General features: G+C 69.9%; 19 protein-coding genes. 13 read left to right on the forward strand and 6 right to left on the reverse strand.

Annotated elements, in window-relative coordinates:
- Positions 1 to 7 precede the first annotated feature (7 nt).
- A complete protein-coding gene (locus ELQ92_RS14075) occupies positions 8 to 682 on the reverse strand; it encodes a GntR family transcriptional regulator (protein WP_243695052.1) in 675 nt (224 codons plus the stop codon).
- A 197-nt stretch (positions 683 to 879) separates the two neighbouring features.
- Here ELQ92_RS14075 and ELQ92_RS14080 point away from each other — a divergent pair, with 197 nt between their 5' ends.
- The 4 genes from ELQ92_RS14080 to ELQ92_RS14095 all read left to right on the forward strand — a co-directional run bounded on the left by ELQ92_RS14080 (position 880) and on the right by ELQ92_RS14095 (position 6,540).
- Positions 880 to 2,130 carry an NRAMP family divalent metal transporter gene (locus ELQ92_RS14080; protein WP_128499968.1) on the forward strand — a complete coding sequence of 417 codons (1,251 nt, stop codon included), beginning with the start codon at positions 880 to 882 and terminating at the stop codon, positions 2,128 to 2,130.
- A gap of 74 nt (positions 2,131 to 2,204) precedes the next feature.
- On the forward strand, positions 2,205 to 3,065 hold the full coding sequence (locus tag ELQ92_RS14085) for a LamB/YcsF family protein (protein WP_128499969.1): 861 nt from the start codon (positions 2,205 to 2,207) through the stop codon (positions 3,063 to 3,065).
- On the forward strand, positions 3,062 to 4,765 hold the full coding sequence (locus tag ELQ92_RS14090) for a 5-oxoprolinase subunit B/C family protein (protein ID WP_243695053.1): 1,704 nt from the start codon (positions 3,062 to 3,064) through the stop codon (positions 4,763 to 4,765). Before ELQ92_RS14085 ends, ELQ92_RS14090 begins: the two co-directional genes overlap by 4 nt.
- Positions 4,762 to 6,540, forward strand: a complete 1,779-nt coding sequence (locus ELQ92_RS14095) for an ATP-binding protein (RefSeq protein WP_128499970.1) — start codon at positions 4,762 to 4,764, stop codon at positions 6,538 to 6,540. The genes ELQ92_RS14090 and ELQ92_RS14095 overlap by 4 nt, the downstream gene beginning before the upstream one ends.
- A gap of 34 nt (positions 6,541 to 6,574) precedes the next feature.
- Here ELQ92_RS14095 and ELQ92_RS14100 read toward each other — a convergent pair whose 3' ends face one another.
- On the reverse strand, positions 6,575 to 7,612 hold the full coding sequence (locus tag ELQ92_RS14100) for a Gfo/Idh/MocA family protein (RefSeq protein WP_128499971.1): 1,038 nt from the start codon (positions 7,610 to 7,612) through the stop codon (positions 6,575 to 6,577).
- A gap of 198 nt (positions 7,613 to 7,810) precedes the next feature.
- Here ELQ92_RS14100 and ELQ92_RS14105 point away from each other — a divergent pair, with 198 nt between their 5' ends.
- From ELQ92_RS14105 to ELQ92_RS14120, 3 genes are all read left to right on the forward strand, one after another.
- On the forward strand, positions 7,811 to 8,830 hold the full coding sequence (locus tag ELQ92_RS14105; RefSeq protein WP_128499972.1) for a LacI family DNA-binding transcriptional regulator: 1,020 nt from the start codon (positions 7,811 to 7,813) through the stop codon (positions 8,828 to 8,830).
- 181 nt (positions 8,831 to 9,011) lie between these two features.
- Positions 9,012 to 10,211 (forward strand): DUF8173 domain-containing protein, encoded by a 1,200-nt coding sequence (locus ELQ92_RS14110; protein WP_128499973.1) that lies wholly within the window; start codon positions 9,012 to 9,014, stop codon positions 10,209 to 10,211.
- A 186-nt stretch (positions 10,212 to 10,397) separates the two neighbouring features.
- Positions 10,398 to 11,192 carry a hypothetical protein gene (locus ELQ92_RS14120; RefSeq protein WP_128499974.1) on the forward strand — a complete coding sequence of 265 codons (795 nt, stop codon included), beginning with the start codon at positions 10,398 to 10,400 and terminating at the stop codon, positions 11,190 to 11,192.
- A 44-nt stretch (positions 11,193 to 11,236) separates the two neighbouring features.
- Here the strand turns inward: ELQ92_RS14120 and ELQ92_RS14125 are convergent, their stop codons facing one another.
- Together ELQ92_RS14125 and ELQ92_RS14130 are read right to left on the reverse strand one after the other, a co-directional pair.
- Positions 11,237 to 11,911, reverse strand: a complete 675-nt coding sequence (locus ELQ92_RS14125; protein WP_128499975.1) for a hypothetical protein — start codon at positions 11,909 to 11,911, stop codon at positions 11,237 to 11,239.
- 125 nt (positions 11,912 to 12,036) lie between these two features.
- Positions 12,037 to 14,508 carry an ATP-binding cassette domain-containing protein gene (locus ELQ92_RS14130; RefSeq protein WP_128499976.1) on the reverse strand — a complete coding sequence of 824 codons (2,472 nt, stop codon included), beginning with the start codon at positions 14,506 to 14,508 and terminating at the stop codon, positions 12,037 to 12,039.
- Between the two features lie 95 nt (positions 14,509 to 14,603).
- Between ELQ92_RS14130 and ELQ92_RS14135 the strand changes: the two genes are divergently transcribed.
- Positions 14,604 to 14,750 (forward strand): ribbon-helix-helix protein, CopG family, encoded by a 147-nt coding sequence (locus ELQ92_RS14135; RefSeq protein WP_128499977.1) that lies wholly within the window; start codon positions 14,604 to 14,606, stop codon positions 14,748 to 14,750.
- Positions 14,751 to 14,887: 137 nt separating this feature from the next.
- Here the strand turns inward: ELQ92_RS14135 and ELQ92_RS14140 are convergent, their stop codons facing one another.
- Together ELQ92_RS14140 and ELQ92_RS14145 are read right to left on the reverse strand one after the other, a co-directional pair.
- A complete protein-coding gene (locus tag ELQ92_RS14140; protein WP_128499978.1) occupies positions 14,888 to 15,271 on the reverse strand; it encodes a DUF2255 family protein in 384 nt (127 codons plus the stop codon).
- 98 nt (positions 15,272 to 15,369) lie between these two features.
- Entirely contained in the window at positions 15,370 to 16,314 is a 945-nt protein-coding gene (locus ELQ92_RS14145) for an alpha/beta hydrolase family protein (protein WP_128499979.1), read from the reverse strand.
- Between the two features lie 122 nt (positions 16,315 to 16,436).
- Between ELQ92_RS14145 and ELQ92_RS14150 the strand changes: the two genes are divergently transcribed.
- From ELQ92_RS14150 to arfA, 5 genes are all read left to right on the forward strand, one after another.
- Positions 16,437 to 17,036 (forward strand): TetR/AcrR family transcriptional regulator, encoded by a 600-nt coding sequence (locus ELQ92_RS14150; RefSeq protein WP_128499980.1) that lies wholly within the window; start codon positions 16,437 to 16,439, stop codon positions 17,034 to 17,036.
- A 223-nt stretch (positions 17,037 to 17,259) separates the two neighbouring features.
- Positions 17,260 to 18,600, forward strand: a complete 1,341-nt coding sequence (locus tag ELQ92_RS14155) for an extracellular solute-binding protein (protein WP_128499981.1) — start codon at positions 17,260 to 17,262, stop codon at positions 18,598 to 18,600.
- Positions 18,601 to 18,665: 65 nt separating this feature from the next.
- On the forward strand, positions 18,666 to 19,577 hold the full coding sequence (locus ELQ92_RS14160) for a carbohydrate ABC transporter permease (RefSeq protein WP_424980271.1): 912 nt from the start codon (positions 18,666 to 18,668) through the stop codon (positions 19,575 to 19,577).
- The gene (locus ELQ92_RS14165; protein WP_128499982.1) at positions 19,574 to 20,476 is read left to right on the forward strand and encodes a carbohydrate ABC transporter permease; all 903 of its coding nucleotides are present in this window, start codon (positions 19,574 to 19,576) and stop codon (positions 20,474 to 20,476) included. Before ELQ92_RS14160 ends, ELQ92_RS14165 begins: the two co-directional genes overlap by 4 nt.
- 140 nt (positions 20,477 to 20,616) lie before the next feature.
- Positions 20,617 to 22,158: an arabinosylfuranosidase ArfA gene (gene arfA / locus ELQ92_RS14170; protein ID WP_128499983.1), complete on the forward strand. Its 1,542-nt coding sequence runs from the start codon at positions 20,617 to 20,619 to the stop codon at positions 22,156 to 22,158.
- Positions 22,159 to 22,223: the final 65 nt, after the last annotated feature.

The following is a 22,223-nucleotide window of genomic DNA, read 5'->3' on the forward strand; positions in this document are numbered from 1 at the left end:
GCCGGCGTCAGGACCCGTCGCGGTCGCGACGGGCGTAGGCCGCGAGGAGTGTGCGCTCCGACTGGATCAGGTACGCGTCGAGCTCGTCCGCCGCGTCGTCGGAGCGGCCGTCCTGGTGCGCGCGCAGGACGCTCGCGTTGCGGTCGACGTAGGGCGCGTGCAGGTACTCGGGGTCGTCGATGATGCCGAACGCGAGCCGCAGCTCGGCGGAGATGTTCGCGTAGATCCGGTCGAGCCGCGCGCTGTCCGCGAGTGAGACGATCGCGCGGTGGAACTCCATGTTCGCGGTGCCGACGGCGGCCCACTCGCCCGCGTCGCGCGCCGCGAGCGCCGCCTCGACCGCGGCGACGAGCGCTCGACCGGCGGGGTGCCTCGGCGGAGCGCCCCGCAGCGCTTGCCCCTCGATCATGCGGCGGACGCGGTAGATGTCGATGATCGACGCGAGCGACGGCACCGCGACGATGACCCCGGCGTGCGGGCGACGCACGAGCAGGCCCTCTTGCGTCAGCATGCGGAACGCCTCGCGCAGGGTGTTCCGCGACACCCCGAGCGCATCACCGAGCGCCTGCTCCGACAACCGCGACCCGGGGGTGAAGGTTCCCGAGATGATCGACGACCGGATGTCGGCCGCGGCTTTCTCCGCGCGGTCAAGCACTTCGTCGTCGTCGGGAGGCTGCGTCACACTCGGAGCCTACCGGCCGGAGCCGCGCGACGATCGGGGGACGAAACATCGGTGTAACGAACTCTTCACACGAAAGATCGTTGAACAACTTCCCATTGAGTGTTCGACAGTCCTAGTCTGGGTCGCACCCCCGGCCGGCATGCTCCGCCTTCACCTCGGCCTTCATCGGAACCCCTTCTGCGAACAGGACCTCGACCATGACCGAATCGACCACTCCGGCGCCCGCTTCCGCCGAGGAGATCACGGCCTTCGCGAAGTCGCGCCGCCGCTCACTGCTCGGTGCCCTCTTCCTCATGGCCACGTCAGCCATCGGCCCCGGCTTCATCACCCAGACTGCGACCTTCACCGCGCAGCTCGGCGCGGCGTTCGCGTTCGGCATCCTCGCGTCCGTGCTCATCGACCTCGCCGTGCAGCTCAACATCTGGCGCATGGTGACGGTGACCGGCAAGCGCGCGAGCGTGCTCGCGAACGAGGCGCTCCGCGGCAGCGGCTACGTGCTCGCCGTCCTCATCGTGCTCGGCGGGCTCGTCTTCAACATCGGCAACATCGCGGGAGCGGGGCTCGGTCTCAACACGCTCTTCGGCCTCGACCCGAAGATCGGTGGTGTCATCAGCGCGGCCATCGCGATCGCGATCTTCCTCGTGAAGCGCGCCGGCGTCGTGATCGACCGCGTCGTCATCGTCGCGGGACTCGCGATGATCGTCCTCACCGTGATCGTCGCGATCATCTCGCAGCCGCCCCTCGGCGATGCGTTCCGCCAGACGGTGTGGCCGGACGAGATCAACTTCGCGACGATCACGACGATCGTCGGCGGCACCGTCGGCGGCTACATCACCTACGCGGGAGCCCACAAGCTCCTCGACAGCGGCACTGCCGGTGCTGAGCACATCAGGGAGGTCAACCGGGCAGCGCTCAACGGCATCCTCGTGACCGGCGTCATGCGGTACGTGCTCTTCCTCGCGATCCTCGGCGTCGTCGCGAGCGGCGTCGTGCTCGACACGACGGGCAACCCGGGCGCTCAAGCCTTCCAGGCGGCCGCCGGCGAGACGGGACTGCGCATCTTCGGAGCGGTCTTCTGGATCGCCGCCATCACGAGCGTCATCGGCGCCGCGTACACGTCGGTGTCCTTCCTGCCGGTGTTCTCCGCGAAGATCGCCGGGCGCGCCGCGGACTACTGGACGGTCGGCTTCATCATCGTCTCTCTCGCCGTCTACCTCTCCATCGGCACCGCGCCCGCGACGCTGCTGGTGTTCGTCGGCGGCCTCAACGGCCTGATCCTCCCCATCGGCCTCACCCTCTTCATGTACATCGGGTGGTTCCGGCCGCGCGTGCTCGGTGGGTACCGTTACCCGAAGTGGCTGCTCATCATCGGCACGATCGCCGCCGTCGTCACGTGGTACATGGCCGTCAACGCCGTCGGGCCGATCTTCGCGCTCGTCACCGGGTGACGAGGCCCGGCACCGACCGCACGACCCGCCGCACCCCGCGGCACCCGCAGCACGACAGGACAACGGAGGACACCATGACCGTCGACCTCAACAGCGACCTCGGCGAGAGCTTCGGCCGGTGGACGCTCGGTGACGACGCCCGCATGCTCGGTATCGTCTCGAGCGCGAACATCGCGTGTGGGTTCCACGCGGGCGACCCGGTGGGGATCCGCGAGACGGTGCGCGGCGCGGTGGCCGCCGGAGTCACGATCGGGGCCCACGTCGGCTACCGCGACCTCGCGGGCTTCGGGCGCCGCAACATGGACGTGGCGAGTGCCGAACTCGTCGCCGACGTGATCTACCAGATCGGAGCGCTGCAGGCCATCGCGCGGGCCGAGGGCGGCGAGGTCACGTACGTGAAGCCGCACGGCGCCCTCTACAACACGATCGCGCACGACGAGCGGCAAGCACGCGACGTCGTCGACGCGGTGGCGGCCGTCGACGCACGGCTCGTGCTCCTCGGGCTGCCCGACAGTGCCGTGCTGCGGATCGCCGCCGACCGCGGGCTCCCGACGGCGACGGAGGCGTTCGCCGATCGCGCCTACACACCCGAGGGCACGCTCGTGTCCCGCCGAGAGGCCGACGCGGTCCTGCACGACCCCGACGACATCGCCCGCCGGATGGTGACCCTCGTGACCGAGGGCACCGTGACCGCAATCGACGGCAGCATCGTATCCGTTCGCGCGGACTCCATCTGCGTGCACGGCGACAGCCCCGGGGCGACGGAGATGGCGGCGCGCGTCCGGTCGGCCCTCGCGGACGCGGGGATCGGCATCGAGGCGTTCGCGCAGGCCCTCGGGGCGACGAGCGCGAGCGCCGGGGACACCGATCGCGCCGCCGCACTCGACGCCGAGGACTCGGGAGCCGCGCCGCTCGGAGGCGTCGGCCGCTCGTGACCGTGCGCGTCCTGCCCGTCCGCGACGACGCGGTCCTCGTCGAACTCGCCGATCTCGACGAGACCCTCTCGCTCGCCGCCTCGCTCGAGGCGGATCCGGTGCCCGGAGTCGTCGACGTCGTGCCAGGCGCACGCACCCTGCTGGTCTCCTTCCGTCCGAGCGCCGTCTCCGCCGAGGAATTGGCCGCCGTCGTGCGCCGCCGACCGCTCGACGCCGTCCGTTCGGGGGACGCGCCGCTCCACCGCGTCCCCGTCCGTTACGACGGCGAGGACCTCGCGGAGGTCGCGGAACTGCTCGGGGTCACCCCCGACGAGGTGGTACGGCGGCACACCGCCGCCGAATACACGGTCGCCTTCGTCGGGTTCGCACCCGGATTCGCGTACCTCACGGGGAGCGACCCGTTCCTCGACGTCCCGCGCCGGTCGTCGCCGCGCACGCGGATCCCGGCCGGATCCGTCGCCCTCGCGGGGACGTACAGCGGCGTGTACCCGCGGGAGAGCCCGGGCGGCTGGCAACTCATCGGAACGACGGACGTGCCGATGTGGGACCTCTCCCGCGAGCGCCCGGCATTCTTCGAGCCCGGCGACCGCGTCCGGTTCGACCTCGAGGACACGAAGCGTCCCTCCGTATCGGCCGCCGCGGCGATCGCGGAGGTCGCCGACGTCGCGCCCGAGTCGGCGCTCAAGTCGGCGCTCGAGGTCGTGAGCCCGGGTCTTCAGACGACGTTCCAGGACCTCGGCCGGCCCGGGTACACGAGCATGGGCGTCTCCCCCTCCGGCGCTCTCGACCCCGTGTCGTTGCGTTCCGCGAACCGGCTCGTCGGCAACGACACCGCGGAGGCGGCCCTCGAGATCGTCGTCGGCGGGCTGCAGGTCCGCGCGCGCGGACCTCAGGTCGTCGCGGTCGCGGGAGCGCCCGTCCCCCTCTCCGTCGTCCGTGCGGCCGGCGGGACGCGCTCCGTCCCCGCCCACACGGCGTTCGCCCTCGACGACGGCGACGAACTCCACATCGGCATGGCGACCGAAGGCGTCCGCTCCTATCTCGCCGTCCGGGGCGGCTTCGCGGCGGAACCGGTGCTCGGCAGCCGGTCGACGGACGCCCTGTCGGGAGTGGGACCGGCTGCGCTGACGGCGGGCGACATCCTCGGGGTGCGGCCGGTCGAGCATCCGACGGCCGTCGCCCTCGAAGCCGCACCGGCGCGGACCCTCCCCCGGGTGGGCGAGGAGACCGTGCTCGACATCGTGCTCGGCCCCCGCACCGATTGGTTGGCCCCTGATGCCGTCGACGCGCTCACCGGCCGCGCGTGGGACGTGACCCCGCAGTCGAACCGGGTGGGCGTGCGCCTCTCCGGGACGCCCGTGGAGCGAGCGCGCTCCGAGGAGCTGCCGAGTGAGGGATGTGTCGCCGGGGCGCTGCAGATCCCGCCGAACGGTCAGCCCGTGCTCTTCCTGGCGGACCACCCGCTCACGGGTGGTTATCCGGTGATCGGCGCCATCGTGTCCGACCAGGTCGCCCTCGCGGGGCACCTGCCGGTCGGCGCCCGGGTGCGCTTCCGCGTGCGCTCGGAGTTCCGGGAGATCGGCGGCTTCGGCACCGGAGACCATCGCGACGTCACACCCGAGGTCGCGCCCACCGCGACGTCCGCCACCACACCCACCACCGCAGACCCGACCCCGACAGCACGAACGGATCACCGATGACCGCCCACGCACCCCAGAAGGTCCTGATCGCCAACCGCGGCGAGATCGCCGTCCGCATCGCGCGGGCGTGCGCCGACCACGGGTACACCTCGGTCGCCGTCTACGCCGACGGTGACGCCGACGCCCTCCATGTGCGGCTCGCCGACGAGGCGTACGGGCTCGACGGGGTGACCGCCGCCGAGACGTACCTCGACTCCGACAAGCTGCTCGCCGCCGCGCGGGAGTCCGGCGCGACCCTCCTCCATCCCGGATACGGGTTCCTGAGCGAGAGCGCCGACTTCGCGCGCGCCGTGGGGGACGCCGGTCTCACGTGGGTCGGGCCGAGTCCCGAGAGCATCGAGCTGCTCGGCGACAAGATCTCCGCGCGCCGGCTCGCCGAGTCGGTCGGCGCCCCTCTCATCGCGGGCACGACCGATCCCGTGGCCGACCCCGCCGAAGCCGTCGCCTTCGCGGAGGAGCACGGCCTCCCGATCGCGATCAAGGCGGCGTTCGGAGGCGGTGGTCGCGGCATGCGTGTCGCGCGTCGTCTCGACGAGGTCGCCGAACTCTTCGAATCCGCCGGCCGCGAGGCGGTAGCGGCGTTCGGTCGCGCTGAGTGCTTCGTCGAGCGCTACCTCGAGCGTCCCCGCCACGTCGAGGCGCAGGTCCTCGCCGACGGGCACGGCAACGTCGTCGTGCTCGGGACGCGCGACTGCTCACTCCAGCGCCGCAGCCAGAAGCTCGTCGAGGAGGCTCCGGCCCCGTTCCTCACGGGCGAGCAGCGCGAGCGCATCCACGTCGCGGCGCGCGACATCTGCGCGGCCGCGGACTACCGGGGCGCCGCGACCGTCGAGTTCCTGCTGGGGTCGGACGGCCTGCTCTCCTTCCTCGAGGTCAACACGCGCCTCCAGGTGGAGCATCCGGTCACCGAGGAGACGACGGGCGCCGACATCGTCGGCGAGCAACTGCGCATCGCCGCGGGGCTGCCGCTGTCGATCACCGAGACGCCCGCCGTCCATGGACACTCGATCGAGTTCCGCATCAACGCCGAGGACCCGGCGCGCGGTTTCCTGCCCGTCCCCGGCACGATCGCGCTCTTCGCTCCGCCGACCGGCCCGGGCGTGCGGCTCGACACGGGAGTCGAATCGGGTTCGGAGGTCTCTGGTCGCTTCGACTCGATGATGGCGAAGCTCATCGTCACGGGCGTCGATCGCGATGCAGCGCTCGCCCGCGCCCGCCGCGCGCTCGCGGAGTTCCGGATCGAGGGCGTCGCGACCGTGCTGCCCTTCCACCGCGCCGTGCTCGACGACGCGGACTTCACCGCGCGCGACGGCTTCGCGGTGCACACGCAGTGGATCGAGACGACGTTCGCGGAACGGACCGCGCCGCAGTCGCTCGCGGAAGAGCCGGCCGAGCCCGACGTGGTCTCCTCCTGGATCGAGGTCGATGGACGACGTCTCGGGCTGCGACTCCCCGCGGCGCTCGCGGGGTCGTTCACGACCGGCGTCGGGACGGCTTCCGACCCGGCTTCCGCCTCCACCGCGGGATCGAGTCCGTCCGCTGCCGCGGCGGACGGCGACGTCCTCGCACCGATGGCCGGCACCCTCGTGCGCTGGGCTGTCGAGGACGGCGCCGCCGTGGAGAAGGGCGACACGATCGCGGTCCTCGAGGCCATGAAGATGGAGACGACGGTCATCGCGCCCGTCGCCGGCACGGTCGACCTCGCGGACGACGCCCCGTCTCCCGGCGACCCCGTCTCCCCCGCCACGGTTCTCGCGCGGATCACCACCGCCTGACGAGGTCACTCCGTCCGGATCGGACGGTCGCTGATCAGACCTCGGGGATGATCACGGGCTCGGTGCGACCCGACACAGCGGAGCGCGCCGCCGCCGCCATCAAGGCGAGGCTCCCCAAGTTTCCGGCTCCGGCCGTCTCAGGCACGGTCCCCGAAGCGATCGACTGCGCGAAGTGCTGCAGGCCGGCGGACCGCCCGAAGAGCGGCATGTCCTCGAGACCGACCGCGGCGGGCTCGCCGCCGGGGCGACGGAGCGACACCCGGTCACCGTCGGGGTTGTCCCCGAGCCTGCTGGTGAACTCGATCTGCCCCTTCTCCCCGTCGATCGCCCATTCCCCGGCCCACGCGGTCGGCGTGCCCCGGCTCACCCAGCTGCCGCGATAACTCACGACGAGACCCGACTCCATCTCGATGATGATGACGGCGGAGGCCTCCTCGTCGTACCGGCTGAAGGACGGATCCCCCACCTTCGCGTAGACGCTCACGGCCTCCTGACCAGTCATCTTGCGGAGCAGGTCGAAGTGGTGGATCGCCATGTCGTTGATCAGCGGGTGCGGGAACCGGTAATGCCGATGGGTGGACTTCGGAGCGTCGTTGTCCCATTGGCGGAAGTCGATGTTGATCGCCGAGATCTCGCCGATCTCGCCCGCCGTCAGCAATCGCTGCACCGCGCGCGGCGCGGGATAGAAGCGGTAGTTCTGGCTGACCTGCAGGACCAGGTTCTTCTCCGCAGCCCGGCGCACCGCGACGGCGGCCTCCTCGACGGTGTTGGCGAAGGGCTTCTCCACGAGCACGTGCTTCCCGGCATCCAGCGCCTCGAGGGCGAGCGGCACGTGGGTCACCGCCGGCGCGGTGATGATGACGGCATGCGCGGAGACGGCGCCGAGCGCCTCGTCGAGCGACGCGAAGCCCGGCAGGTCCGGACGCTTCATCGCCGCGAGGACGTCCGCTCGGGTTCCCGCGTCGATGTCGACGACCGCGACGACGTCGACGTCCGGCACCCTCGGTATGGCGATCCGAGCCCAGTTCCCTCCCCAACCACCGAGGCCGACATGGATGACGTTGAGTGGCACGAAGAAGCTCCTGTGATTCGGCGGCTGCAGCACCCCGACAGACTGCTCCAGACCGCCCGTGCGGTCGGCATCGAGGCCGCGTCGTCCACGCTAACACCGGCGCGAACCCGGACGCGGCGAGGGGTTCGAGCTCGGGACTAGCTCTTCCAGGATCACCGCGCGATCTGCCGCACCACACCCCTCCCCTATCCTGAGCACATGGCAGGACGGGCGCGCGCGACGATGAAGGACGTCGCCGCGCTCGCGGGGGTCTCTCCGAAGACCGTGTCGAATGTCGTCACGGGCACGGTCTTCGTGCGGCCCGAGACGGTCGAGCGTGTCGAGGCTGCGATGACGGAGCTCCATTTCGTCCCCAACCTGAGCGCGCGGGGCCTGCGCAACGGGCGGTCAGGAACGATCGCGGTCGCACTTCCCGACCTCGCGACCCCCTACTCGGCCGAGCTCCTGCATGATCTCGTCGAGGTGGCGCACGAGCGCGGCCTCGCTGTGCAGGTCGAGGAGACGGGCGCCGAGCCCGGTCGTGAGTTCGAGCTGCTGTCACGTGCGCGGGCGCACCTCATCGACGGGCTGATCCTCAACCCCATCCGCGTGGAGGACTCCGCGATCGAGTACGCGGACCATCTCCCGCCCGTCGTGCTCATCGGCGAGGTCGAGCAGCGTCTCACCGACCACGTGATCGTCGACAGCCGCGCCGCCGCTCGCGACATCACACGGCACGTCATCTCACGAGGAGCACGCCGGATCGCGGCGATCGGCGGCGACGAGAACCCCGAGAAGGAAACGGCCGCGAGCCGGTTGCGCCTCGACGGCTACCGCGACGCGCTCCGCGACGCGGGCATGGAACCCGATCCGCGGCTCGAGATCAATCCGCTCCCCTGGACAACCCCTTCAGCGGCCGCCGCGGTCGAGGACCTCATCGCGAGCGGCGTGGAGTTCGACGCCGTCGTCGCCTTCACGGACACGCTCGCCCTCGGCGTCCTTCACAGCCTCGCCGCTCAGGGGAAGCGCGTCCCCGACGACGTCCTCGTCACCGGTTTCGACGACGTCGAAATCGCGCGGTTCTCGAACCCTGCCCTCACGACGATCGGGTTCGACCTCCGCCGGGTCGCTGAGGAGGCGTTGGCACTCCTCGACCGCCGGATGACGGAGCGCACGGCACCCGCCCGCTCCGTCACGGTGCCGTACGAGCTGATCGTCCGCGCGAGCACGGGCGGCTGAGCCCCCCGGCTAGACGTTGCCGGGGCAGCGGAGCTCCACAGGACCTCCGACCCTGGAACAGGGAGCCGCCGCGACGCACACTCGACGTGAGGCCGACGAATCGGTCTCGGCGCGACGGCGCCCCTGCCGCGGCACCCGCCGCGACGCCGAGACGGCGTGCGCCCCGCAGAGAGGCACGATCATGTCTTCGTTCGCCGCCACCCATCGACTCGTCGGCGCCGCTCTCACGGCGGTCGTCGTGTTCGCGTGCGCCGGCTCCGCCACCATCCCGACCGCCGCGTCGCCGTTCCCCAAGTCGACGACGACCTCCGAGCTGCACGGCGCCCAGTTCTACGCAGGCTCCAGCATCGACGTCTCCGACGACGTCGACGGTGACGTCTACGCTGCGGGTCAGAGCGTGACGATCAGCGGCGACATCACGGGCGACGTGATCGCGGCCGCGCAGAACATCACCATCACAGGGAACGTCGACGGTGACGTCCGGGTCGCTGCGCAGTCGGTCGCGATCAGCGGCGGCGTCAGCCGTAGCGGCACGATCGCCGCAGCGGAGCTGACCGTCGCGGAGACCGGATCGTTCGGCGGTGACGTCCTCGCGGCGGCCTCGAGCATCGGGATCTCCGGATCGGTCGACCGGAACCTGCTCCTGAGCGTCGACCAATTGAGCATCGAGGGGACGGTCGGCGGCGATGTGACCTACGAGAGCGACACCGACGCCCGGATCGACGCCGGCGCAGTCGGCGGCAGCGTCGAACGCATCGAGTCCGCCGAGTCCACCGATGTCGAGGTCTCTCCGCAGGTGCTCCTCGTCGGCTGGCTGCTCGGGGTGCTCTTCGCGCTCGTCGCCCTCAGCCTCGTGACGCTGGCGGCGGGACTTCTCGCCCCCCGGTGGTTGCGTCGTGTGACGGATCACCTCGTGCCGTCGCCGTGGAAGGCGCTACTCGTGGGCTTCGTCGCCGCCATCGCCGCCCCCGCCGCGATACTGCTCCTTCTCGTGACGTTCGTGGGCGCACCGCTCGCGCTCGCGGTCGGGCTGCTGTGGACGGTGCTCACGCTCGCGACCTTCGTCTACGGCGCTTACTACCTGGGTCGCCTCGTGTTCCGTGATCGCCAGCACCCCGTCGTCATGTCACTCGTCGGCGGCACGATCCTCATCGTCGGCCTGAACATCCCGTGGCTGAACATCCTCGTCTGGACGCCGATGATCCTCTTCGGGCTCGGAGCCCAATTGCTCGAGTTCTGGAGTCAGCGGCCGTGGGCGGTGACGCCTGCCCGGGCGGACCACCCCTCGCCGACGACGAGCGCGCCCGAGGGACCCTTCACGCCCGGCCCTGCAGGATCAGACTCCAGTACACCCATGGCAGCACAAAGCGGTCCGCGATGAAGGTGCCGTGGCTCTCCTTCGCGAGGCCCGGCCAGAACGGGATGGACGGCTTCGGCCGGTAACGGTCGTCGAACTCGGCGAGCACGACGGTCGTCCGTGACACCGTGAACGGGCAGACGCGCTTTCGGCACTGGCACCGGATGCAGCGCGACTGGTAGACATCTTCCAGGACAACGAGGGGGCGCCATGGCCGCTGCACAGGAACGACGCCTCATGCGGGTACCCCGCGTGCTTTCACTCGGCCTCCTCGTCCTCGTGGGCGCGCTCGTCCTCTCCGGGTGCGCGTCCGGCACAGGCACGCCCGATCCGGAATCGACGCCCGCGGCTTCGGAGCCCACGCTGACGCCGCTCACGGCAGAGCCCCTCTCGGGCACCGGACCGTCGGACGACCCGGGCCTCGAATTCCCGATCCCCCGCGGCGCGAAGTCCGTGACGATCGCATTCGAGTGCGACGGTGGCGAGCGCTGGGCGGTCGAACTCGGCGACACGATGATGGCGGGTCAGTCTCACCTGCGCGGCGTGTGCGACGGGACGCAGGAATTGGCGTGGCCGGTCACGGGGCAGACGATCCCCCGGATGCGCGTCACCGTGACCGACGGAGTTCCGTGGGTCGCCACCCCGACGTTCTCGCGGGAGGGCTTCGTCTACGACACCGTCGTGACCGAGGACTGCGACCGCTTCTCCGACGTGTACAGCGCGTTCATGAACGCCGACCAGGGCCTCACTCTCTACGCCGCCTTCGGGGAGGAGGAGTGGACCGAGCGCGTCGACACCGCGGTCGGCGACCTCTCCGAGTTGGCCGTCACCGCGTCCCCCTCACTCGCCGACGCGCTCGCGAAGGTCCACGCGCTGGCGAGCAGCACCGACCGCACGGTCGGCGAGGCCCTGAGCGACGACACCATGTCCACCATCTACGAGGTCACCCAGGTCTGCGACGCCAATCAGACCCCGCTCATCCTCATGGGCGAGTTCGGCGGCTGACGGGAGTCGCCGTCAATGTGACGCGAGTCGTGCCGCGGGCGTCGTCAGCTGCCCCACCGCGTCACGAGCGCGACGTCGAGGCGCTCCGCCCGATCACGGTCGAGGACGATCGAGACGAGGGAGTCGTCGACCTCGATGGCCCAGCCGATCACGGTCGGGTCGGTGTCGATCCGTATGCCCGTCCGTTCGGAGCCGTCGACCGCGACCGTCGTCGGGCGGGCATGAGCCGCGGACACTCCCACGTCGAGGAAGGGGATGACGGAGCCGCCGTCTCGCCGTCGACGTTCATCCGCCGTGTTGATGAGCACGTGGTCCATGTGAGCGGCGAGGCGTTCGGCGATCGGGGTGCCCCACGGATCCTCTCGCGACGCCGTCCGCGCCGCTTCCCACATCATCGGGAACCGCATGGACTGGAGAGATCGCACGAACCACTCGGGCTGCCGGTCCCGCTCGGCCTTTTCGAGCCAGCCGTCGATGTCACGGACCGTCGGAACCAGGTTCCGCGGATCTGTCGTGTCGCCGGGTTCGGCGAGGAAGGAGTACGACACCGACACCTCTGTGAGCTCCTGGCCGGTCGCGACCGTCGAGAGGATGTCGAGTTCCCTCAGGTGAGGCTGCGGCACCAGCCCGAACACCGACCGCCCGAATCGAGCGGCGACCTCCTCGGGGCTCGGCGGAGCGGGCAGATCGCGCGCGCTCGCGCCGGGGACCTCGTGCATGTCCTCAGTGTGGGCGCTTGAGCAGCACGGCGCTAGACCTCGTTCGTTCGGGTTCGGGTTCGGGTTCGGGTGCGGGTCCGGGAGCGGGCGCGCGGCGTGGGCGGGGATCAGGCGTGCGGCGAGGATCAGGCGTCCGCGCGTGTCCGGCTCCCGTCGAGTTGCACCGCGAGGTATGGCGCCGTGCGGCTCTCCGCCGACGCCGCAACCTCCGTGGGAGTGCCGGCGGCGACGACGCGGCCACCCTCGTCACCGCCGGCCGGCCCCATGTCGATCACGTGGTCGGCGGCCGCGACGACGCTCATCGCGTGCTCGACGAGCACCACGGTGTTCCCGGCGTCGACGAGTCGCGCGAGCTGCTCGACGAGGAGCTCGACGTCGGACGGGTGCAGCCCGGACGTCGGCTCGTCGAGGAGGTAGAGCGTGTGCCCGGTGCGGGCGCGTTGCAGTTCGGTCGCGAGCTTGATGCGTTGCGCCTCGCCGCCGGAGAGCTGCGGAGCCGGCTGACCGAGGCGCAGGTAGCCGAGCCCCACTTGCCGCAGGGTCTCGAGTCCGCGCGACGCGGCCGGGACATCGGCGAGGAAAGCGGCGGCCTCGTCGACGGTCATCGCGAGCACGTCGGCGATGGATGCTCCCCGCCACAGCACCTCGAGCGTCTCCGCGTTGTAGCGCGAGCCATGGCATTCGGGGCACGGCGCCCAACTGCCGGGGAGGAACAGCAGCTCGACGGAGACGGACCCCTCGCCCTGGCACACCTCGCAGCGACCGCCGGCGACGTTGAACGAGAACCGGCCGGCCGTCCAGCCGCGAGCGCGCGCCTCGTCGGTCGCCGCGAACGTCGACCGCACCGCGTCGAAGAGACCCGTGTAGGTGGCGAGGTTGGAGCGGGGGGTGCGGCCGATCGCCTTCTGATCCACTTGCACGACGCGGCTCACAAGCGGGTGCTCCGTGGCGCGTTCGGCGAGGACGCGGCCGACGAGCGTCGACTTCCCGGAACCGGAGACGCCCGTGACCGCGGTGAGCACACCGAGCGGCACGTCGACGTCGAGGTTCCGGAGGTTGTGGAGGGAGACCTCGCGCAGCTCGAGCCGCGCCACCGGATGCCGCAACTCCGCCGACGCGGACGGGGACTCGGCGGGTCGCAGGAAGCGCCGCGTGATCGAGGCCTCCACCTCCGGGAGCCCGTCGACGGGCCCGCTGTAGAGGACGTCGCCGCCGTGCGCACCGGCCCCCGGTCCGACGTCGACGATCCAGTCCGCGTGGCGGACGATGTCCATGTTGTGCTCCACGACGAAGACGCTGTTGCCGCTCGCGCGCAGTCCCTCGAGCACCTCGATGAGGGGCTCCGCGTCGGCGGGGTGGAGCCCCGCGCTCGGCTCGTCGAGCACGTAGACGACGCCGAAGAGGCCGGAGCGCAACTGCGTCGCGATACGCAGTCGCTGCATCTCACCGGGCGAGAGTGTCGGAGTCGAGCGGTCGAGACTCAAGTAGCCGAGGCCGAGACCGGTGAGGACCTCGACACGGGCGAGCAGGTCGCGCGAGATCGTCACGGCGACCTCTGTCCCCTCGCCGGACGACGCCTTCGACGTCGCCGCCGCAGCGTGTTCGACGGAGGCGATCGGCCGCAGCAGCTCCGCGAGTTCGGTGAGCGGCAGCCGATTGAACTCCGCGATGGTGCGGCCGGAGACGGTCACGGCGAGCGCCGCGCGCGTGAGTCCGCTCCCCCCGCACAGCGAGCAGGGGCCGGACTCGACGAACTGCAGCACCTTCGTGCGCTGCGTCTCGCTCTGGGAGTCGGCGAGCGTGTGCATGACGAACTGGCGGGCGCTCCAGAACCGCCCCTTGTAGGGCTTCGCGACGCGGTCGCGTTGCGGGTGCACCTCGACGACGGGCTGCTCCTCGGTGAAGAGGAGCCAGTCGCGGTCCTCCCGCGACAGCTCGCGCCAGGGGCGATCGATGTCGTAGCCGAGCACGGCGGTCACGTCGCGGAGGTTCTTGCCCTGCCACGCTCCCGGCCACGCGGTGATGGCGCCGTCGCGGATGCTGAGCGAGTCGTCGTGCACCGCGGAGGCCTCGGTCACGTCGTGCGCGATGCCGAGCCCGTGGCAGCGCGGGCACGCGCCGACGGCGGTGTTCGGCGAGAACGAGTCGGACTCGAGCCGCTCAGCGCCCTCCGGATACCGGCCGGCCCGGGAGTACAACATCCGCACCGAGTTCGACAGCGTCGTGAGCGTGCCGACGGTCGAGCGCGAGCTCGGTGCCCCGCGCCGCTGCTGCAGCGCGACGGCCGGCGGCAGCCCCGTGATCGAGTCGACGTGCGGAGTGTTGCCTTGCGCGATCAGCCGACGGGCGTACGGCGCGACCGACTCGAGGAACCGCCGCTGCGCCTCGGCGAAGATCGTCCCGAACGCGAGCGACGTCTTCCCCGACCCCGACACCCCGGTGAACGCGACGATGCTGTCGCGGGGCACGTCCACGTCCACATTGCGCAGGTTGTTCTCCCGCGCACCCCGCACGCGGATGAAGCCATCGCGTACCGCGTCTGTGTCGTCGAGGTCGACAGAGGTGAGCGAGGGTGGGGGCGTTCCGCGGGAGGGCATCCGGTCGAGCTTAGTTGCGGAGGCCGCACGGGCCCTGGCGGTTGCGATCACGCACCATATCCGTCGAAGTCAGACTTTCGTAACACACTATTCGCATGAGCACCGGCGAATCGATCAACGGCACTCCCGTGACGGAGGACCAGATCACCGCGTGGGCGACGGCGCTCCATGCGGCGGCCGAGCGGGAGCACAAGACGCGTTCGGAGCTGATCCGCGCGGCCCTCGCGCACTACGCCGCGTGAAAGTCCACGAAGCCGCGCTCAAACACGGAATCACGTCGGAGGGCTCCCGCCCCCGGCCGACGATCGGGAGCCTCGTCGAGCCGGACGCCTTCTCCCAGTGACAGAGGCATCGCACGCTCACCGGCGAGGAACGGTCCTCAGGGGAACGCGCTCATCGGGACGAGACCGACGATGCGCGTTCGGGAGCCCTGCAGGAGAGCGACCGAGAAGTACGAGTCGTCGGCGTACTTGGCGGTGAACGCGGCATCGATTCGGTCTATCAAGGCGTCGTCGGTGACGTGGTCGAACGACACGGGGGCGGTGCGGCCATTGAGCGTGGCATGGCCGGCGCGCTGGCGGATCGCGGCAGCGAACCAACGCGATGCGGGGTTCTCGGTCCGCACGAAGACGACGTCATCGACGGGTACCGCCCACACCCAGATCGACGTGCCGGGCGTGCGCCCGTCGTCCCGGTACGGCGCGATGTGGAAGTCGTCGCTTGCGGCGACTCGCTCGAGCTGTTCCCGTGTCCACCGGCTCATGATCTTGCCCTCTCTGTTCGTCTTAATCGGATGGTGCTCGTGAGACCCCTCGCCACCCTCGGCGGCTGATAGGTGGCGAGAGGATCTGCCGCTGCGACCTACTTGCTGTCGAGGCGGCCGATGCGGTCGGCGCTGTCGCGGAAGGCGGCGCGGGCAGCGCGCCAGCTGTTCTCGTCCACGTGCAGGGCGGCCCGCAGGTAGGCGGTGGTCATCCGCTGGATGACGGCGACCCGCTCCGGATTCTCATCGGTGGTCTCGGCGACCTCGTATCCGACGATCCCCCCGAGCGAGTGCTCGGCACCGAAGAAGGTGAGGAGGTCGGTGGCTCCGGGACTGTACGTATACGCATCGGTGAACCAGTCGGGGCCGCGGCTCGACATCTTCGACTGGTCGTGGTCGCCGGCGATGACGAGGGTCGGTGTGGTCAGCTCCTGGAACGAGGGGCGCATGAACGGGAAGTTCGCCTGCGCGAACGGGTGCAGGTCGTCACCCCCGACGCCCGTGGCCGCGAACAGGATGCCCGCGGTGATGCGGCTGTCGGACATGTCCTCACCGACGTGGCCGGCCTCATCGAGGATTCGCGCGCCGAGGAGCGTCTGGGCGGTCTGCCCGCCCCAGGAATGGCCGGTCGCGGCGACGCGAGTGCGGTCGACGCGGCCGTCGAGTCCGGGTACGGCGGCCTCGATGGTGCCGAGCTGATCGAGGATCCGTGTGAGATCCGTGATCCGCTCGGTCCAGATCGTCGGGAACAACGGGTGATCGAACCCGAACCCGTTCCGGCGCGAGTCCAGATGAGTGGGTTGGATCACGACGAACCCGCGGGAGGCCCAGAACGCCGCGAGCGGCGCATACCCGTCCAGGTTCCACCCGTTTCCGTGGGAGAACACCACGACGGGGAGGTTCGTGCCCGTTGCCGGAGCGGACACTCGCGCCTCCAGCGGGACGGGCCGCCCCGGGGCGGACAACTGGACGGGCGCTACGGAGACGACCGGAGCACCGGCGCCCACGATGCCGTCCAGAGTGTCGACGATTGACGAGGTCATGGCAGAATCCCTTTCCGAGGATCGCGCTCTGCGATACTTGTTATCGGAGCGTCGCTCCGCAACAATACGGAACGGTGCTCCGAAAAGCAAGTACGAGCAGTCGAGCGAGCGAGGAGAGTCGTATGGCCGACGCCGGAAGCGAACAGCCGCGCGCCACGAGGTCCACGAAAGTGGGACGTCCCCGTCGGAGCGAGCAGGCACTCCTCGACGCAGCGGCAGCGGTGTTCGTGAGATCCGGGGTCGACGCTCCTGTGCGGGAGATCGCAGCGGAGGCCGGTGTCGGGATGGGCACCATCTACCGTCACTTCCCCACGCGTCCGGAGCTTGTGGTCGCGGTGTACCGCCATCAGGTCGAGGCGTGCGCGAACGCCGGCCCACGGCTGCTCGCGGAGAGCGCGACGCCCGAGGCGGCCTTGCGGGCATGGGTCGCATTGTTCGTGGATTTCCTGGTCACCAAGCACGGGCTCGCCGGCGCCCTCCACGGAGACAGCGCCGGATCCGACGCCCTGCACGCCTACTTCGTCGACCGCCTGGTCCCGGTCTGCGGTTCGCTCCTCGAGGCGGCGGTCGAATCGGTTGGCACCCCTCCGCAGATCGATGCGTACAACGTGCTCAAAGGCATCGGGAATCTCTGCATCGGCGCAACGCACGACGCCCGATACGACGCCGAGGCCCTCGTGCAACTGTTCATCTCGGGAGTGCTCGCCCGAAGAGTCCGCTGACGCGCCACTCGTCCCGCTCCGAGATGAGCCCCGACGGCATGAGCGCCAGACGGTTTTTCGGTCGCGTTCGAACCTCTTGCGTCACTCGTGGAGCCTATTGCGGCCCTTCCTCCGGCTCGATCTGGGCTCGAGGAGGGCGACCGCAACAGGCCCTTGCCAACCCCATTACATCGATGTAATGCTTATTCCGTTCGGTAGGTAGACGTAGTCACAAGGGAGTGACATGACACCATCAACCCCCATTTCGCGACGGCAGATGCTCGCGGGAACGGCGGCGGCCCTCGCGGGCACCGCGTTCCTCTCGGGCTGCGCCCCGACCCTGGGCGGCGCGACCACCGCCCAGACGCTGCAGTTCTGGCATCTGCTCTCGGGCGGTGACGGTGTGACGATGTCGGGACTCCTCGACACCGCCAACGCGTCACAAGACGCCTACCGCGTGCACCCGACGGTGCTCGCGTGGGGCACGCCCTACTACACGAAGCTCGCGATGGCGGCGGCAGGCGGTCGTGCGCCGGACGTCGCCATCATGCACGCGACGCGCGTCGCCGGCTACGCGCCGGGCGGCCTCCTCGACCCGTGGGATGTCGACAAGCTCGCCTCACTCGGCGTCGACGAGTCGACGTTCCCCGCTCCCATCTGGGAGAAGGGGCACGCGGGCGGCGACCTCTACAGCGTCGCTCTCGACGCACACCCCTTCGTCCTGATGTACAACACGGACATCTGCGACGCCGCCGGGGTGCTCGACAGCGACGGATCGCTCACACCGACGACGAGCCCGGAGGAGTTCCTCGAACTGTCCCGTGCCGTCGCCGCGGAATCGACCGGTCACGGCCTCTCCTTCGGCTACCTCGGCGACGGCGCTCAGATGTGGCGCCTCTTCTACACCCTCTACACGCAACACGGCCTCACGATGGAGACCCCCGAGGGCGAGAAGGCCGTACTCGACGACGACGCAGCCATCGAGTCCCTCACCTACATGCAGACGCTGCTCGACGGCGAGATCGCGGCCGCCCAGTCCGACTACGGCACCGCCGTCGCCGAATTCGCCACCGGGAACAGCGGCATGCTCTTCACGGGCGTGTGGGAACTGCGCACGATGCAGGCAGCGGAGCTCCCCTTCAACGCGAGCCGCATCCCCACCCTCTACGGGACGGACGCGGTCTACGCCGACTCGCACTCGTTCGTACTCCCCCACCAGACGAGCCCCGACGAGGAGAAACGGGAACTCACGTACGAGTTCGTCGCCGACCTCCTGAAGGGCTCGTTCGATTGGGCGGAGGCCGGCCACATCCCGGCATACCTCCCCGTGACGGAATCCCCCGACTACGCGGACCTCGTCCCTCAGGCGAACTACGCCGACGCCGCCCAGTACGTGCAGTACGACCCGCCCGCGTGGTTCACGGGCTCCGGCTCGAACTTCCAGAGCGAGTTCGGCGCCGCCGTGCAGGGTGTGCTCCTCAGCGGCAACGACCCCGCCGCCGCGATCACGGACTTCCGGCGCCGCGTCGACGGTCTGCTCGCCAAACCCAACCCGGCAGACCCCGAAGGGACGTTCGGATCGTGACCACAGCACCTCAAGCAGCTCGCGTCACCGGGCGGGGCCCCGTCACCGGGGACAACACGCGTTCAATCGTCACCGGCTCGTCCGACCCGGCACGCAACCCCGCCAGAGGCCGCCGCGAACAGCTCGTGAGCTGGGCGTTCCTCGCCCCGTTCATGATCGCGTTCGTCCTGTTCCTCGTGTGGCCGATCATCCACGGCATCTACTTGAGCTTCACCGATCAGTCCCTCACCGGGACGGGCGGCGCCTTCGTGGGCTTCGCCAACTATGCGGAAGCGCTCAGCGATCCCACCATGTGGCGCTCGATGGGCAACACGCTCTGGTTCACGGTGCTCTCGACCGTGCCGCTCGTCCTCATCGCGCTCATCATGGCCGTGCTCGTCGACCGCGGCATTCCCGGCCAGTGGCTCTGGCGGTTGTCGTTCTTCATGCCGTTCCTGCTCGCCTCGACCGTCATCTCGCAGATCTGGGTGTGGATCTTCAACCCGCAGATCGGCGCGGCGAACAACATCCTCGAGGCGTTCGGCCTGGAACCGATCGCGTGGCTGCAGAACGCCGAAACCAACATGTACGCGATCGTCATCGCGACCGTGTGGTGGACAGTGGGCTTCAACTTCCTGCTCTACCTCGCGGCCCTGCAGAACATCCCCGCCCAGCAGTACGAGGCCGCGTCGCTCGACGGCGCAGGCCCGTGGCGGCAGCTCTGGTCGATCACGATCCCCCAGCTCGGTCCGGCGACGGTGCTCATCGTGATGCTGCAGGTCCTCGCCTCGCTCAAGCTCTTCGACCAGGCGTACCAGATGCTCGGCGGCGTCTCGAGCGACACCACCCGTTCCATCGTCCAATACATGTACGAGGCCGGATTCGTGGGCTACCGGTTCGGCTTCTCGGCCGCGATCTCCTACGTCTTCTTCGCCCTCATCGTCGTCATCGGCGTCGCGCAAGCGGTCGTCGTCTCCCGGAGGAGGAACCTGCGATGACCGTCACCGCAACCCGGAGCATCGCCGTTCCGGCCGCCAAGGAGAAGGCCCACCCGCGCAAACCCGGAGACCGCCCCTTCGGCCCGCTTCGCATCGCCGCGTTCGCCGTCCTGCTGCTCCTCGCGATCGGGTGGCTGCTGCCCTTCCTCTGGGCCGTCGCGACCGCGTTCAAGACCGAGACGGACGCCGCATCCGGCGATCCCTCGTGGATCGGGGCGAGCGGCCCCACCGCCGAAGCCTTCACCGCGATCATGTCGCAGGGGAACGTGTGGCTCTGGGCGTGGAACAGCCTCGCGACGTCCGTGGCGATCACCGCGATCACTCTCGCGATCTCGGCGCTCGCCGCCTACGCGTTCTCGCGGCTCGACTTCCGCGGGCGCAAGTGGCTGTTCGCCGTGGTCATCGCGGGGATCGTCGTTCCGCCGCAAGCGCTCATCATCCCGCTCTTCTACCAGATGCTCGCCTTCAACATGGTCGACACCTATTGGGGCCTCATCCTGCCGCAGGTGGTCGTCCCGGCGATGGTGTTCATCCTCAAGCAGTTCTTCGACGGCGTGCCGATCGAACTCGAGGACGCCGCTCGCGTCGACGGCGCTGGACGGTTCCGGATCTTCTGGTCGATCGTGCTCCCCCTGTCGCGCCCGATCCTCGCGGCCGTCGCGATCTTCGTGTTCATCGGCGCGTGGAACAACTTCCTGTGGCCGTTCCTCGTCATCAACGACACGACGCTCATGACGCTACCCGTCGGCCTGCAGACCGTCATCAGCGCGTACGGAGTCCAATACGCCCAGGTGATGGCGCAAGCGGTGCTCGCCGCGTTGCCCCTCATCGCCGTCTTCCTGGTCTTCCAGAAGCAGATCGTGAAGGGCGTCGCCACCACGGGATTCGGCGGCCAGTAGCCGCCCGCCCCGTTCCACTCGCACACACGCACACACGCACACACGCACACGCACACTCACACATGGGTTTGCGGTCAGCGCGGAGGCACCTCCGCACTGACCGCTGCGCCCTCACCGTTCCCGCACCACCAAGGAGAGCAATGACCACCGCCCGCATCACCATCGACCGCGACTTCACGATCGCCGAGGTCCCGCGCCGACTCTTCGGCTCCTTCGTGGAGCACATGGGTCGCTGCGTCTACACCGGCATCTACGAGCCCGGCCACCCCCAGGCCGACTCGCGCGGCTTCCGGCGCGACGTGCTCGAGCTCGTGCGCGAGCTCGGCCCCACCGTCGTGCGCTACCCGGGCGGCAACTTCGTGTCCGGCTACCTGTGGGAGGACGGTGTCGGTCCCGTCGAGAAGCGTCCCCGCCGCCTCGACGGCGCGTGGCACACGGTCGAGACCAACGCGTTCGGTCTGCACGAGTTCGTCGAGTGGGCCCGGGAGGCCGACGTCGAGATCATGGAGGCCGTGAATCTCGGCACGCGCGGCGTCGAGGAGGCGCGCGCGCTCGTCGAGTACGCGAACCACCCGAGCGGCACCTATTGGTCCGACTTGCGCCGTCAGAACGGCGCGGCCGATCCGTTCGACATCAAATTGTGGTGTCTCGGCAACGAGCTCGACGGCCCGTGGCAGATCGGCGGCAAGACGGCGCAGGAGTACGGGCGGCTCGCCCAGGAGACGGCGAAGGCGATGCGCTTCGTCGACCCGTCGATCGAGCTCGTCGCCGTCGGGTCGTCGAACCGTCAGATGCCGACGTTCGGCACGTGGGAGCACACCGTGCTCTCGCACGCGTACGACGAGGTCGACTACGTCTCGATGCACGCCTACTACCAGGAGCACGACGGCGACGTCGCCTCGTTCCTCGCCGAGGCCGTCGACATGGACGCGTTCATCGACGGCGTCGTCGCGACGATCGATGCCGTGAAGGCCGCGGGCAAGCACACGAAGCAGGTGAACATCTCGTTCGACGAGTGGAACGTCTGGTACCAGTCCGGCCTCGACACGGACGACCAGCCGCACGTCATCACGGCCGCCGGACAGTGGCGGGAGCACCCGCGCCTCATCGAGGACACCTACAACGTCACGGACGCCGTCGTCGTCGGCACGTTCCTCAACAGTCTCCTCCGCCACGGCGACCGCGTGAAGATCGCGAACCAGGCGCAGCTCGTGAACGTCATCGCCCCCATCCGCTCGGAGGAGGGCGGGCCCGCCTGGCGGCAGTCGATCTTCTGGCCGTTCGCGCGCGTCGCGCAGCTCGCCCGGGGTCGCGTGCTGCGCCTCGCGATCGACTCCTCGCACGTCTCCACGAAGCGCTACGGCGACGTCGACGCGATCGACGCCGCCGCGACGTGGGACGAGGAGAACGGCACGATCGCGCTGTTCCTCGCGAACCGCTCGCTCGAGGAGGCCGGCGACCTCACGGTCGACCTCCGCGGCCTCGGCGCGTCGTCGGTGCGCTCCGCCGAGGTCCTCACCGTTCCGGAGGACGGCGACCGGAAGTCGGCCAACGTCGCCGATGACCAGGACCGGGTCGGCCTCGTGCCGCTGCGCGACGTCGACATCGTCGACGGCGCCGTCCGCGCGACGCTCCCGCCGCTCTCCTGGTCGGTCGTCGTCCTCGACGTCGCCCGCGCCTGAGCCTGTCGACGCTTCGACGGGCTCAGCGACCGGAGCAACCGGCGCCGTCGCGCCCACGGGGGATG

It is taken from the genome of Labedella populi (assembly GCF_004078655.1).
Lineage (GTDB): Bacteria > Actinomycetota > Actinomycetes > Actinomycetales > Microbacteriaceae > Labedella > Labedella populi.

Excerpts from the sequence above, each read along its gene's own strand:
- ELQ92_RS14140 (WP_128499978.1), bottom strand. The coding sequence starts at position 15,271 with ATGAGCCGGTGGACACGGGAACAGCTCGAGCGAGTCGCCGCAAGCGAC.
- ELQ92_RS14125 (WP_128499975.1), bottom strand. The coding sequence starts at position 11,911 with ATGCACGAGGTCCCCGGCGCGAGCGCGCGCGATCTGCCCGCTCCGCCG.
- ELQ92_RS14120 (WP_128499974.1), top strand. The coding sequence starts at position 10,398 with ATGGCCGCTGCACAGGAACGACGCCTCATGCGGGTACCCCGCGTGCTT.
- ELQ92_RS14095 (WP_128499970.1), top strand. The coding sequence starts at position 4,762 with ATGACCGCCCACGCACCCCAGAAGGTCCTGATCGCCAACCGCGGCGAG.
- ELQ92_RS14085 (WP_128499969.1), top strand. The coding sequence starts at position 2,205 with ATGACCGTCGACCTCAACAGCGACCTCGGCGAGAGCTTCGGCCGGTGG.
- ELQ92_RS14135 (WP_128499977.1), top strand. The coding sequence starts at position 14,604 with ATGAGCACCGGCGAATCGATCAACGGCACTCCCGTGACGGAGGACCAG.
- ELQ92_RS14130 (WP_128499976.1), bottom strand. The coding sequence starts at position 14,508 with ATGCCCTCCCGCGGAACGCCCCCACCCTCGCTCACCTCTGTCGACCTC.
- ELQ92_RS14080 (WP_128499968.1), top strand. The coding sequence starts at position 880 with ATGACCGAATCGACCACTCCGGCGCCCGCTTCCGCCGAGGAGATCACG.
- ELQ92_RS14150 (WP_128499980.1), top strand. The coding sequence starts at position 16,437 with ATGGCCGACGCCGGAAGCGAACAGCCGCGCGCCACGAGGTCCACGAAA.
- ELQ92_RS14165 (WP_128499982.1), top strand. The coding sequence starts at position 19,574 with ATGACCGTCACCGCAACCCGGAGCATCGCCGTTCCGGCCGCCAAGGAG.
- ELQ92_RS14145 (WP_128499979.1), bottom strand. The coding sequence starts at position 16,314 with ATGACCTCGTCAATCGTCGACACTCTGGACGGCATCGTGGGCGCCGGT.
- ELQ92_RS14155 (WP_128499981.1), top strand. The coding sequence starts at position 17,260 with ATGACACCATCAACCCCCATTTCGCGACGGCAGATGCTCGCGGGAACG.
- ELQ92_RS14110 (WP_128499973.1), top strand. The coding sequence starts at position 9,012 with ATGTCTTCGTTCGCCGCCACCCATCGACTCGTCGGCGCCGCTCTCACG.
- arfA (WP_128499983.1), top strand. The coding sequence starts at position 20,617 with ATGACCACCGCCCGCATCACCATCGACCGCGACTTCACGATCGCCGAG.
- ELQ92_RS14105 (WP_128499972.1), top strand. The coding sequence starts at position 7,811 with ATGGCAGGACGGGCGCGCGCGACGATGAAGGACGTCGCCGCGCTCGCG.